The 11304-nt window shown below is 41.6% G+C and carries 17 protein-coding genes; 6 read left to right on the forward strand and 11 right to left on the reverse strand.

What is annotated here, in order from left to right; all coding sequences use genetic code 11:
- Positions 1-162 precede the first annotated feature (162 nt).
- Both MICAI_RS09890 and MICAI_RS09895 read right to left on the reverse strand, forming a co-directional pair.
- Complete coding sequence (locus MICAI_RS09890) at positions 163-438, reverse strand: hypothetical protein (RefSeq protein ID WP_008201127.1); 276 nt, start codon at positions 436-438, stop codon at positions 163-165.
- 114 nt (positions 439-552) lie between these two features.
- Entirely contained in the window at positions 553-1746 is a 1194-nt protein-coding gene (locus MICAI_RS09895) for a PEP-CTERM sorting domain-containing protein (protein WP_008201129.1), read from the reverse strand.
- A gap of 189 nt (positions 1747-1935) precedes the next feature.
- Between MICAI_RS09895 and sipA the strand changes: the two genes are divergently transcribed.
- Complete coding sequence (sipA, locus tag MICAI_RS09900) at positions 1936-2148, forward strand: regulatory protein SipA (protein WP_008201130.1); 213 nt, start codon at positions 1936-1938, stop codon at positions 2146-2148.
- Positions 2149-2540: 392 nt separating this feature from the next.
- Here sipA and MICAI_RS09905 read toward each other — a convergent pair whose 3' ends face one another.
- From MICAI_RS09905 to MICAI_RS09935, 7 genes are all read right to left on the reverse strand, one after another.
- On the reverse strand, positions 2541-4139 hold the full coding sequence (locus tag MICAI_RS09905; RefSeq protein ID WP_008201133.1) for a peptide ligase PGM1-related protein: 1599 nt from the start codon (positions 4137-4139) through the stop codon (positions 2541-2543).
- A gap of 166 nt (positions 4140-4305) precedes the next feature.
- Complete coding sequence (gene psaJ, locus MICAI_RS09910) at positions 4306-4434, reverse strand: photosystem I reaction center subunit IX (protein ID WP_002738148.1); 129 nt, start codon at positions 4432-4434, stop codon at positions 4306-4308.
- A gap of 45 nt (positions 4435-4479) precedes the next feature.
- Positions 4480-4974 (reverse strand): photosystem I reaction center subunit III, encoded by a 495-nt coding sequence (locus MICAI_RS09915; protein WP_002748906.1) that lies wholly within the window; start codon positions 4972-4974, stop codon positions 4480-4482.
- 132 nt (positions 4975-5106) lie between these two features.
- Complete coding sequence (locus MICAI_RS09920) at positions 5107-5526, reverse strand: secondary thiamine-phosphate synthase enzyme YjbQ (RefSeq protein WP_008201139.1); 420 nt, start codon at positions 5524-5526, stop codon at positions 5107-5109.
- Positions 5527-5536: 10 nt separating this feature from the next.
- Positions 5537-6337: a uroporphyrinogen-III C-methyltransferase gene (gene cobA / locus MICAI_RS09925; RefSeq protein WP_008201141.1), complete on the reverse strand. Its 801-nt coding sequence runs from the start codon at positions 6335-6337 to the stop codon at positions 5537-5539.
- A 270-nt stretch (positions 6338-6607) separates the two neighbouring features.
- Positions 6608-6898, reverse strand: a complete 291-nt coding sequence (locus tag MICAI_RS09930; protein WP_002757266.1) for an addiction module antidote protein — start codon at positions 6896-6898, stop codon at positions 6608-6610.
- A gap of 9 nt (positions 6899-6907) precedes the next feature.
- The gene (locus MICAI_RS09935; RefSeq protein ID WP_008201144.1) at positions 6908-7198 is read right to left on the reverse strand and encodes a type II toxin-antitoxin system RelE/ParE family toxin; all 291 of its coding nucleotides are present in this window, start codon (positions 7196-7198) and stop codon (positions 6908-6910) included.
- 285 nt (positions 7199-7483) lie between these two features.
- On the opposite strand from MICAI_RS09935, the gene MICAI_RS09940 reads away from it, so the two are divergent.
- Both MICAI_RS09940 and MICAI_RS09945 read left to right on the forward strand, forming a co-directional pair.
- Positions 7484-7729, forward strand: coding sequence for a type II toxin-antitoxin system Phd/YefM family antitoxin (locus MICAI_RS09940; RefSeq protein WP_008201147.1), 246 nt, complete (start codon positions 7484-7486; stop codon positions 7727-7729).
- Complete coding sequence (locus MICAI_RS09945; protein WP_008201150.1) at positions 7726-8124, forward strand: type II toxin-antitoxin system VapC family toxin; 399 nt, start codon at positions 7726-7728, stop codon at positions 8122-8124. The genes MICAI_RS09940 and MICAI_RS09945 overlap by 4 nt, the downstream gene beginning before the upstream one ends.
- 321 nt (positions 8125-8445) lie before the next feature.
- On the opposite strand, the gene MICAI_RS09950 is transcribed toward MICAI_RS09945, so the two are convergent.
- Together MICAI_RS09950 and MICAI_RS09955 are read right to left on the reverse strand one after the other, a co-directional pair.
- Positions 8446-8709: a DUF2442 domain-containing protein gene (locus tag MICAI_RS09950; protein ID WP_008201151.1), complete on the reverse strand. Its 264-nt coding sequence runs from the start codon at positions 8707-8709 to the stop codon at positions 8446-8448.
- A gap of 168 nt (positions 8710-8877) precedes the next feature.
- The gene (locus tag MICAI_RS09955; RefSeq protein ID WP_008201153.1) at positions 8878-9615 is read right to left on the reverse strand and encodes a PEP-CTERM sorting domain-containing protein; all 738 of its coding nucleotides are present in this window, start codon (positions 9613-9615) and stop codon (positions 8878-8880) included.
- 157 nt (positions 9616-9772) lie between these two features.
- Here MICAI_RS09955 and MICAI_RS09960 point away from each other — a divergent pair, with 157 nt between their 5' ends.
- From MICAI_RS09960 to MICAI_RS09970, 3 genes are all read left to right on the forward strand, one after another.
- On the forward strand, positions 9773-10270 hold the full coding sequence (locus MICAI_RS09960) for a hypothetical protein (protein WP_008201155.1): 498 nt from the start codon (positions 9773-9775) through the stop codon (positions 10268-10270).
- Positions 10271-10406: 136 nt separating this feature from the next.
- A complete protein-coding gene (locus MICAI_RS09965) occupies positions 10407-10697 on the forward strand; it encodes a nucleotidyltransferase family protein (RefSeq protein WP_002757283.1) in 291 nt (96 codons plus the stop codon).
- Positions 10687-11037: a HepT-like ribonuclease domain-containing protein gene (locus MICAI_RS09970; RefSeq protein ID WP_008201158.1), complete on the forward strand. Its 351-nt coding sequence runs from the start codon at positions 10687-10689 to the stop codon at positions 11035-11037. Before MICAI_RS09965 ends, MICAI_RS09970 begins: the two co-directional genes overlap by 11 nt.
- The last annotated feature ends 267 nt before the right edge of the window (positions 11038-11304 follow it).

Raw genomic sequence — 11304 nt, forward strand, 5'->3', positions numbered from 1 at the left:
CCCTGGCTATAAGGAGCCAAAAAAAGGACGAAATCTCTTAGTTTACACGATTCAAGCTATAAGCAAAGTAGGTCTTAGGCAAGGAATAGTCAAACTATCACCGGACTTCAATTGCCTTGCCGACAAGAGTAGAGGAGCGCATAGCAGAAGTCAGAATAGTTCCTAAATGTGATTGTTATGTAATCGAGGTAATTTATGGGACAGAGTAAATTCGGCTAAAACAGCGTCATGATTGATGGATGTGTCAGTATAGCCACTTCCTTTGGGTGCGGGAGATAAGTGAAAAGATTTTTTCGGTTTGGATAAATAGCCTTTCGCTATTAAAAATGATTCTATAGCCGTTTGTACTGTATCAGAAGAAGATACCTTATGCTCTTGATTGTAGGCGGCTAGAGCATTAATTATGGTGGTGGGTAGCTCAATCGTCACCTGTTGCATAACCAAAATCCTCTTGATTTAATTATGTCCCTATTATACAATAAACCCCCTCAACTGACTGAATGAAGGGACATTAATTACACTTTGGTAAGCAATTTAGCCTACTTTTGTGGTTTAGTTTTCTGATGTTTTGGATGATTTTAGTTTGCGCTTCAGGGTTGAAGCTGCACCGAGAGTGCCGAGGGTTAATAAGCTGAGGAATGTAGAGGGTTCGGGAACGGCGACAGCTTCTAAAGCATCTATATTTTCATTCACTGCCCCGGTAGCCTGTCTGACATTGAAAGCTGTATCCCAGAGATGCCCACCGTGAAAGAGGAATTGAGCAGCTTGACCAAATCGCCAAGACCAAATTTCCCCGCCATCGATATCGCCTCCATTAACGTTGGGTGTGATTACTCCATCCAATATTGATGGATTATTTGGGTCTTGTCCAACGAGATCTATCGGCATAAGACTAAACAGAATAGCATCACCCTGATCCCACTGACCTACACTACCTTGATCAAAGACCATTAAACCATCCAGATCAAGGATATTAGCGATATCACCAGTATATGTCGGCGGAATAAATGGGCTAATTGCTGTGGCAATCTGACCAGCAGTAATATAGGAGTTGCTGATCTGGGTAATGGGGTTGTAGTACCATACTGACGTTCTTATACCGTTAATAAGGGGATCTCCCAACAAAGAGTACATATCAGCATCAGCACCATCAGGAGAAAGATTCGGAGCTGCTGGGTCAGGACCCCAAACCTCCAAACCATCGAGATCGTTAACTCCCTCTTGATCAATTTGCGGAGGCGTTGCCCAAAAACCAGTCCCCCCGCCAATCGATTCAAAAAGAACACTTTTTTCATGTATTCCAAGCTGGTTATAAGCGATATTACCTACAAAAAGGGGATTCGCAGGTACTACCGTCGAACCGGTCGAGAATAGTAGGGCGGCTCGATTAGCGATGACATCCCAGAATAGAGCATCTCCATGATTAGCTAAGGCATCTACTTCCCTTGCCGTAACAGTATCACCTGCGCGAGAGCCACTATAGTCGAAGGCATCTTGCCGACCACCATTGCCATCCCAGTAAATATTCTGTTCTGGATCTGAAACTGGCGGTCCTTGAGTGTCTTTGTCTAAGCGATCGCTGTATTCTTTACCCGGAACATTTTTTGGCCATGGAATACCCGGTCCAGGTGCAGGTTGGACAAACGGTCCTTGAGGAACAAACGGTCCTGCCAATACTTGGGATGGGGCCACCGTGACACCCAGTAAGAGCCAGGAAGAGAACAAGAGTTTATGAGTGATTTTCATGATTATTGCTCTAGCAGATTTCGTATTGCGATTATCCCCTCGCCGCTAGGTCAGGCAACAGCCCAACCCAACGCCAAAGGAGGATGGCAACAGCTTACACAACACCTATTCCCTGGGGAATCTATCTTGAGAATGATTTGAAATATGCTAAGTTGGGATGTTATGTAACGATCGCATCTAGCCAGTACTATGAGTGAAATTAGCATCGGGGGAAAAGTCCGTCTGATTGCCATTCCCCCTTACCTGAAAACCGCCGATCCTATGCCTATGTTACGGCCGCCGGATCTGCTCGATATCGACGATATAGGCACGGTAATCGATCGCCGGCCGGGGGGTTATTGGGGTGTAAAATTCGATCGAGGCTCATTTCTGCTCGATAGCAAATATTTAGAAGCTATTTAAACCAGTTAAGTAAGTGCATCGAAGTCAAGACAACTTTTAACCAAGGTAAAACCATCGGTCATTGGCTGCCAGGAACTGCCTGCTTGGATGATTAAATCCCACCTTCCGCACTTCTTAACATTCAATTGATAATTTTTACTAATACATTGCTTACAACCTTTTGCCAGTAAAGATTGTAGCTACAAGGATCGATTTTCATCAATGGGAAGAATTGTAATTTGTTTTCTCAGAAAAAATCAATTATTGAAAATGTTCTCAATAGTAGTTTCTACAATGAAGCTTTTTCGTCAAAACATCTTGGGGAATGCAAAAATATATAAAGGTATATGAAGATGTGCGGAATGTCGGTTAAATCTCTGAAACAAAAAATTACAGCCAGTAAATCAGTCTAGTTATATCCAAGTGATCGGTAATCCAGAACAATAACCTAAATTTATAGAACTATGCTCTGTTTCCCAATCTAAAACCTGTTCCACACGCTGATAAATTGCCGCCGCTTCCTCACTAGAATTGCCGATACAAGTTAACCCTAATTTACCAAATTCTGACAGCGCACCCATGAGATGAAAAACTGTTCCTGTTTTACTGCTACTATCAAAATGCAAGTGATGTTTAGCAATAATATCCATTAAATCATCGGGAAGTAAACCTTTGTATTGGGGTTTATGGAGATTATCGGAGGCAATATAGTATTTTTCCTGGTGAGGTTGACTGAAAAATAATCCAGTTTTTTGATCGTATTCACCATTAGTTAAAAGCTTTAAAGTCATAAAAGGATGGGTAGTTCCTCCTTTTCGCAGATTAATTTCGATCGCCTGTAAATCCCAGACTAAAGTTTCTGGATTTTTAACAGCGACGAAATCAACTCCATAGCGTTCAATTGCTCCCTTTGCTGCCAGAATTTCCCCTATTTTTAGACCTAATTCCTGTAATTGTAGGCGATAATTTTCATCGGCAGGAAAATAACAACCCAGATAAATTTGACCATCGGGACCCCCTAAAATTTGATCGTGAGTGGAAAGAATCTTCACTTCTCCCGTCGGTGTAATATAACCTTGCACACTCGGCGATCGCTTTTCTTCCCCTTCAATAAAAGCTTCGACAATTCCCCCTAATTCAGCAATTTTGCCAGAAAAACTCTCCCAATTTTCATCGCTTGCTTGAAAACTAATCTTGTCTAATAGTTTAGCCAAGAGATTAATTCTCTCGCTTAAATCTAGACTGTTACTATCAACAATTTCCCCTAAAGGACGTAAATCTAAAACCGCATTTCCTTCTCCTGATAACCCCTCATTTAACTTAACTACCATGCGTTTTAGTTGCGGTTGACGCGACCACAAACTAGCGGCTTCGTATAACAAATCCTTGACCGTATTTACCTGTAAACTACCGTCAGGATGGGGAATATTGCCTTGACCAAAAATCTCGCGACTGCCACTTTTAGAACCCCAATACAATAAGTCTGGACTACAGGCAAATAAAGGAATATCTAATTGTAAAGACAATTCTCGCTCTAAATTAGTAGAATTAAAACAAACCATGTAGGCACGATCTCGACGCAACGCTTGCCGGATTCTTGCTACTAAGCGCGGTCTTTCCAGAATTTTTTGAGTTAAAGGTTGAAAAGAGTTATCGTGAGTTGTCAGTAATAACAGACGATTATTAGCATGGGAAAAAGGAATCCCAGGCAACAATTGCAGGTAATAATCAATCACCATCCGCGAAAGTGGCTGCGCTGTTACATAGATTAAACGAGTTTTCGGATGTCGCAACCGAATCAGAGAAAATAATAATCTTTCTTCGTAATGTAAAAAACCCGCCACTTTTTGACCGACTCTCTGATCGATACTAAAAGAAGGGACAACGAGGATATCATAATCGCATTCATCGGATTCGGGAACGTTTTCTCCCTGCCAAATCTCTTTTAATTTTTCTTGTAATTCTTGATACCGCAGACGCTTTCCTAGCATCAAATCTCTATCTAACAGCATGGTTTGTCCCACCTCTGTGGTTGCAGACACCTGTATCTTATCGATTTTTAGAGCCTGTCGTCTCCAGTGCCTTTCTTTTCTTAATATTCCCCCAGTCCCTCCGATCGTTGCCCTTAAAAAGGGATACAGTGGACTCTGTATCCCCTTTAATCACCTGAGATTGGCTTTAACCTAGCGGGTGGAATAAGAGATCGGGATAAAAGCGATTAAATTCGATTAGAATCCCGGCGGTGAAAGTCAGCAGCGCCATAATTAACACGGGTGCGGACGAGAGAAATTTAGTAAGTCCTTCCATCTGAGTTCTCCTAGGGAATAAAAAGTCAAGGGTTTGACACAAAAATTAACGAGGGGAAACGGTAATTTCCGAATCCTTAACGGTCAATTTACCGGAAGTGGCTTCTTGTAAAGCCGCCAACGGCCAGAGGAACCCCGTTAACATTTTGCTCAAAGCGAGGGGAACATCGATGATGATTTCCTTCATTTCGGCATCTTTGCTGTCGCGCACGGCGATTAAATAGGCCCGACCAACCCAACCGATCCAACCGGTAATGTACAGGAATAGGATGCTAGGGATAAAGAAATCGCCCATGTGATCCCAACGACCATCAACAATTAGGTGCGGATAGCCTTCGGGTCCACAGAGAGCTTGGGAGTAGGTTTGAGCGCGTTTGGCTCCCGATTCGGGGTCAGGAGTGGTGTTGCGGAAACTCTTCGCTTTTTGTAGGAAAGCGGGATTTTCGCTACAAGGGGTCAGATTGGACAAATCAGCCGACGCTGGAGCGGCAAAGGTGAACCAGAGAGATAGCACCAGGGCCAGAGCGAACAATTTTCGCATAAATTGTTTCCTTTTGTTACGAAATATGAAGTTCTTTGTTCAAAAAGCGAACAATTTGATCGTACACGGAAAAAATCTTACTCCGATGAGGGGTACGAGTAAAGTTTCTATTACAAAACTATACGCAACGCTTCAGACCCCGGTGATATGAACCACCACTTGCCTTTGGTGACGACTCTGACGGTGTTCCCAGAGATAGATACCTTGCCAGATGCCTAAAACTAATTTACCTCTAGCGATCGGGATTTGTTCCGATGTCCGGGTTAGCACCGAGCGAATGTGAGCGGGCATATCGTCTGGCCCTTCGGTAGAGTGATAGTAGAGACTGCTATCTTCCGGCACTAACTTGGCGAAGAAATTGGCCAAATCGGTGAGAACATCGGGATCGGCATTTTCTTGGATCAGCAAAGAAGCGGAGGTGTGACAGACAAATATACTGCATAATCCCGTCGTTATGCCCGATTCAGCCACGATCGCTTCTATGGGGGCAGTCAGACGATGGAAATTCTTGGGACTGGTGGTAATCGTCAGGGATTTTTGATATTGACGCATGGGAACCGAATCAGGGAGAAATGGGTGTAGGGGGGATTGTCCTGGATAGCAAAGGTTGTCCCGCTTGTAAGAGATCATGAAGGTTCACCACTGCCCCGATAACAGCGATCGCTGGGGACTCAAAGCCGGTGGCTTCGATCTGGTCCATAATCGTAGTGAAAGTACCGATTAACTGCTGTTGCTGCGGTGTTGTTCCCCAGCGAATCAAGGCGATCGGTGTTTCTGGACTTCTGCCGGCCTTGGTTAACTCCCCGATAATATAGGGTAAATTATGCACACCCATGTAAACAACAATTGTTTCCGCACCATGGGCGATCGCTGACCAGTTAACTTGAGGACGATATTTACCCGCCATCTCGTGGCCGGTGACGAAGGTAACGGAAGAACTATAATCGCGATGGGTGAGGGGAATACCGGCGTAGGCAGGCACGGCAATTCCTGAAGTGATCCCCGGCACGATCTCGACGCTAATTCCAGCCGCGATCAGATCGAGCATTTCTTCACCCCCGCGACCGAAAACAAAGGGATCGCCCCCTTTGAGACGAACAACCACGGCATTAGTCCGGGCCTTATCGATCAGTAAAGCGGTGATTTCCTCCTGTACTAGAGAATGACGACCGCGACGCTTACCCGCATGGATTTGTTCGGCCCGGGGGTTAATCATGGCTAGAATCGAGGGGCTAACTAGGGCATCATAGAGGACAACATCGGCATTTTCTAGGAGAACTTTCGCTTTTAAGGTCAACAAACCGGGATCTCCGGGACCCGCACCGACTAGATAGACCTTACCGCAACTTTCTGATTGATTCATAGATACTGGGGAGAAAATTCCTGCTTCGATCGAATGCGCTTGATCCCTACTTTATTGTGACTGGGGCAAAATTTGGTATTTTTGACTACAGTTACTCGGCGATCATGCGCTTTCTTCATGAAGAATTATGATCTTAACATTACTTAACCTTTTATCTAGCGATCGCTCTGATACTAAATCCGGTTTAACAGGTATGGGGGAGAGCGGGTTTTTAAGGTTGGATTGGGAGTTAATCATACTATTAAAAACCGATTCAGTATAACGGTGAAGTTAGGCAATTGGTACGACTTGGAGGCGTAACCCAAGTGATTGTAAGACCTTAAGAACTGTGGCAAACTCTGGATTGCCTTCGATTGACAAAGCTTTATAGAGACTTTCACGCCCCAACCCTGTTTCACGGGCAATATGTGTCATCCCTTTAGATCGAGCAATATCACCTAATGCTGCTACCACTAAGCTTGGATCGCCATCTTCAAGAGCTGCTTCAAGATATGCAGCTATATCTTCTTTTGTTTCGAGATGTTCTGCCGCATCCCAAGGATAGGTTTGGATAGTAGCCATGAAAATCTCCTATAAGTCTTGTGCTAAATTTAATGCTGTTTTGATGTCCCGTTCTTGAGTTTGCTTATCTCCTCCTGCCAAGAGGATGATCAAGGTCTCGCCTCGCTGAATGAAATACACCCGATAGCCTGGGCCATAATCGATCCGCAGTTCCGATACACCTTTTCCTACTGGTTTAACATCGCCTGGATTGCCCATAGACAGGCGACGAACACGAATGTCTATACGTGCTTTTGCTTGGTGATCCCGCAAATTGCTAAACCACTGAGAGTAGGTTTCGGTCTGGCGAATTTCAATCATGCCTTAAGTGTATCCTATGGGATACAGAAGGACAACCAATAAAAATAAGGTGCGTTACATTTCATTAACGCACCCTACAAGATCGGCGATCGCAATAATCAATGTGCATGGTGCGTTCCCCAAAAATCGATCGCTGAAGCGGTAGAAGTTGCATTAGGGAACGCACCCTACAAGATCAGCGTGCTGCTACGCAGTGCCTTCGGCATCGCACTTCAAACTAACTTGCCCTTGCAGAATCACCGCAACTAAACTAAACTTAGTTTGTAGATTTGGTTTTTTAAGAGCATGGAAACTGTAAACATTCATCAGGCTAAAACAAACCTTTCTCGGCTATTGTCCCGTGTGGAACTCGGAGAGGAAATCGTTATTTCAAACCGAGGTATTCCAATTGCTAAACTTGTTCCATTTCGGACATCTTTAGATCGACGGTCTAGTTTAGGACAAGATCGAGGGATGTTTACCGTACCAGATGATTTTAACGCTCCTTTACCAGAAGATATTTTGGTAGCATTTGAGGGTGGTGCGGAGTGAGACTTTTACTGGATACACAATGCTGGCTGTGGTGGTTTGCCCAACCAGACAAGTTAAGTGAGAATGTAATTGAACAAATTGCAAACGAAAGCAATGAAGTGTGGTTTTCTGTTGCCAGTGTTTGGGAGATGGGAATTAAAGTCTCAATCGGTAAATTACCACTGCCAGAGCAAATAGATGATTATGTCTCTACTCGAATGACTCAACTAGGAGCTAGATCGTTAGAGATCAATGCTTCTCATGCTTTGCGGGCGGCTGCATTGCCTTTACATCATCGTGATCCTTTTGACAGAATGCTGATTGCACAAGCTGAGGTAGAAGATATGACACTTGTGAGTGCGGATTCAACATTTAATCAATATGAAGTATCTTTGCTTTGGGCAGCTAGTTCTTAGTCATAAACACAGAATTTCACCTGCCTTCTAGATATTCGTCAACCAAATTCTGTGTAGTTGCAATCATTAACTCGCACATTTTTCCAACTAATTGACTGTCATTTCTGGAAGACTCTAAAGTGACTTGACACTGACCTGCACAAGAGCCTTCAATTTCACAGCCTTTGCAGAAATCGTTCTTACAGCTTCAATCAATAGGCATGGTGCGTTCCCCAAAAATCGATCGCTGGAGCGGTAGAAGTTGCCTTAGGGAACGCACCCTACAAGATCAGCGTGCTGCTACGCAGTGCCTTCGGCATCGCACTTAATTAAGGATAAAAACTAGGCTTTAGCTTTTAAAGGAAATCTCTCAGGATTTTTAATAATTTCTTTGCTTAAATCTACATCTAAATCTGGCCAATAAAAATGATTAGGAAAAGGCTCTTGTATATTTAAAATTTTTCTAATAGTGACATCTTGAAACCAAGGAAAATCTTGATAGGAAAGAAACATTTCTTCATTGTTTGCCAGAATCCATATTCCATGGGAAGAAATATGAGTTACTTCAGCTTGAGAAGTGTTTTGTCCAAGCATTTTTACGTTCATTTTGTCGTTCCTCAATAATAGTTTTTATTGCTTGAAGATGATTGATGCTTACCCTTTGTTTATTATAGCAAATATTAATTTAAAAATACAAGAAGGAGAAGTAAGAGCATAAAAATCCTCCTCAACTGGTCTAAAATTAAGGGGGAATGAGTTATACAAAAAAGCAATTTAACCGATGTTAGTGGGTTCTTTTTCGAGGGAATTAGAGCGTTTTACTTTCCGTTTTATGGTTGCACCTGCACCAAGTATTCCCAGGGAAAGAAGACTTAGGGTTGAGGTGGGTTCGGGGATTTCTCTATAAACTTCGTCCATGGATTCTGCTCCGTCCATAAGCAGTCTTCCACCCCTGCCATCATAAACAAGACCAAAGGCAGATGCGGTTACATTTTTTACAAATACCTCTCCAGGTTTACCAACGGCCTTAACATTTTTTTCACACTTAATGGGACTGAGACCATCAACAAACGTATCTCCGACACAAGCCGGATTCTTTCCAATGCTAGTTTGGGTTAAAGCACCACTAATTGATGCTATTGAACTAACTTGTCCTGTTTTTTCTACTGTTCGTTTATTAATGCTTACTAGACTATTACTTTGAGATTCATCCTTATCACAGATTCCATTGACACACGCAATCAACAACCTGGCTGATTTAATTGTTGTAAAATCTTCTGGCTGTAAAGGTCTTCCAACAGGTGCAACAATACCCCAAAGTTTTAAAATACCATCTAATATTACAGAAATCTTATCAAAGTCATTTACAATACCTACAGATTGAAGTGTTGAACTAGAACTTGATACTGTAGCAGACAGTACAGGAGTTTTTTGACAAAGAAGTGATATGGAAAAACTGAAAACACATAAACCCGATTTCAATAGAGAACTTTTAACTCTGTTCATTTTCATTATTTTTGCTTAAGCTAAGGTTTCTAAGAGCTTATGACATTAAAGATTAACTTTCAAGCACTAAAAAGTAAGATAAAGTCGTATAAAGTACCTAAATTTACATTCTGTGCTATAATGTCAAGCAATTATGACTTAATCCCATAGTTAAACCAATGCCATGAACAATTTTGATATTCACTCTTTAATTACAACTGTTGATAATCTCATCTTCTCCTATACAGGAGAGAATTTAGATGATGTTCAGTCTGAAATCTTAGAAGGGGTGATTAATCACCAAAAATACACAGAAATCGCTAAAAGTCATCATCGTTCCGAGAAATATGTCAAGGATGTAGCCGGTAAGCTATGGAAAACCCTATCGGAAATTCTAGGAGAAGAAGTTAATAAAGCTAATCTTAGGTCTAGTCTGCGAAGATATTATTATAATGTTGCTAACAATAATGTCGTTAACGGTGTCCAAATTAATAAAGGCCATATCTGTAATCAACTACCAGAAAATCAATTACAAAAATCTAATCTTACAGAAGCATATAAACTCGAAATCGCTACAGAATTGATGAAGGAAGGCTTAACCGTCGAGCAAATTGCTAGAGTGTTAAAACTTCCCTTAGAATTAGTTAAACAGCAACTTGAAAAACCTAAGCAACCTAATTAATGGTGGTATTTGGCACTGGCATAGCATTTCTAAGTTCAATAATAATTTCTATTTTAATAAACTTCATCATGAGAGCCAATATCAACGAGACAACCATTAAGGTTACAATGAAGGAATCAGATTTCAGGAAATAGCCATGAAACGAGATGAGGTACTAACAATTCTCGCAAAACACCGAGAACAATTAGAAAAACTAGGGGTAAAATCTCTGTCTCTATTTGGTTCAGTAGCAAGGGATGAAGCACGTTTTGACAGTGATGTAGATTTATTGGTAGAATTTAGTAAAGCGGTAGGGTTATTTGAGTTTATCGAGGTACGACTTTACTTAGAAGATATATTAGGATGTTCTGTTGATTTAGGTACTCAAGATTCTTTAAAAGAACATTTACGACAACCTGTATTAAAGGATGTGATTAATGCCTTTTAGAGATTGGCAACTTCGTCTTCAAGATATTATTGAATCCATTGATGAAATCTTGGAATGGACGGCTAATATGACCTTTGAAGATTTTAGCTCAAATCGAGTGACTCTTAAAGCAGTTCTTTATAATTTAGGAATTATTGGTGAGGCATCTAGAAATATTCCTAGTGAGGTACAATTGCGTTATTCTCAAATTCCTTGGCGTTTAATGGGAGATATGCAAAATGTCATTTTTCATGAATATTTTCGGGTAGAATTGGCAATTGCTTGGCGGACGATTGAAAATAATCTAACTCCATTGCGTTCACAATTACAGGAAATTTTAGAAAATGAAGCCGAAAATTAATCTATAAAAATCCCACTCAACTTATTCAATTAAGGGGGAATGAGTTATATAAAAAAGCAATTTAACCGACGTTCTTGACAAAAGGCCATAACCTGTGCCTTGGAAGGAATTAAGAGAATTTCTGATACCCTCTTCCCTGGTAGAAATCAAGGAAACCCCCCATAAATCTAACTCGGTTTCAGCAAATATGCTCGCTCCCTGTCCATTGAGAAATATTACCATAAACACGGGTACACCAAGAAAAGTTAAGGGATGTATCTATTGATA

Source organism: Microcystis sp. T1-4 (assembly GCF_000297435.1).
Taxonomy (GTDB): domain Bacteria; phylum Cyanobacteriota; class Cyanobacteriia; order Cyanobacteriales; family Microcystaceae; genus Microcystis.

What these genes read in the sequence shown, in the direction of transcription:
- MICAI_RS09920 (WP_008201139.1), bottom strand. Translation starts at nt 5,526, where the DNA reads ATGCGTCAATATCAAAAATCCCTGACGATTACCACCAGTCCCAAGAAT.
- MICAI_RS09965 (WP_002757283.1), top strand. Translation starts at nt 10,407, where the DNA reads ATGAAACGAGATGAGGTACTAACAATTCTCGCAAAACACCGAGAACAA.
- psaJ (WP_002738148.1), bottom strand. Translation starts at nt 4,434, where the DNA reads ATGGAAGGACTTACTAAATTTCTCTCGTCCGCACCCGTGTTAATTATG.
- MICAI_RS09895 (WP_008201129.1), bottom strand. Translation starts at nt 1,746, where the DNA reads ATGAAAATCACTCATAAACTCTTGTTCTCTTCCTGGCTCTTACTGGGT.
- MICAI_RS09905 (WP_008201133.1), bottom strand. Translation starts at nt 4,139, where the DNA reads ATGCTGTTAGATAGAGATTTGATGCTAGGAAAGCGTCTGCGGTATCAA.
- MICAI_RS09950 (WP_008201151.1), bottom strand. Translation starts at nt 8,709, where the DNA reads ATGAACGTAAAAATGCTTGGACAAAACACTTCTCAAGCTGAAGTAACT.
- MICAI_RS09940 (WP_008201147.1), top strand. Translation starts at nt 7,484, where the DNA reads ATGGAAACTGTAAACATTCATCAGGCTAAAACAAACCTTTCTCGGCTA.
- MICAI_RS09955 (WP_008201153.1), bottom strand. Translation starts at nt 9,615, where the DNA reads ATGAAAATGAACAGAGTTAAAAGTTCTCTATTGAAATCGGGTTTATGT.
- MICAI_RS09930 (WP_002757266.1), bottom strand. Translation starts at nt 6,898, where the DNA reads ATGGCTACTATCCAAACCTATCCTTGGGATGCGGCAGAACATCTCGAA.
- cobA (WP_008201141.1), bottom strand. Translation starts at nt 6,337, where the DNA reads ATGAATCAATCAGAAAGTTGCGGTAAGGTCTATCTAGTCGGTGCGGGT.
- MICAI_RS09890 (WP_008201127.1), bottom strand. Translation starts at nt 438, where the DNA reads ATGCAACAGGTGACGATTGAGCTACCCACCACCATAATTAATGCTCTA.
- MICAI_RS09915 (WP_002748906.1), bottom strand. Translation starts at nt 4,974, where the DNA reads ATGCGAAAATTGTTCGCTCTGGCCCTGGTGCTATCTCTCTGGTTCACC.
- MICAI_RS09970 (WP_008201158.1), top strand. Translation starts at nt 10,687, where the DNA reads ATGCCTTTTAGAGATTGGCAACTTCGTCTTCAAGATATTATTGAATCC.
- MICAI_RS09960 (WP_008201155.1), top strand. Translation starts at nt 9,773, where the DNA reads ATGAACAATTTTGATATTCACTCTTTAATTACAACTGTTGATAATCTC.
- MICAI_RS09935 (WP_008201144.1), bottom strand. Translation starts at nt 7,198, where the DNA reads ATGATTGAAATTCGCCAGACCGAAACCTACTCTCAGTGGTTTAGCAAT.
- sipA (WP_008201130.1), top strand. Translation starts at nt 1,936, where the DNA reads ATGAGTGAAATTAGCATCGGGGGAAAAGTCCGTCTGATTGCCATTCCC.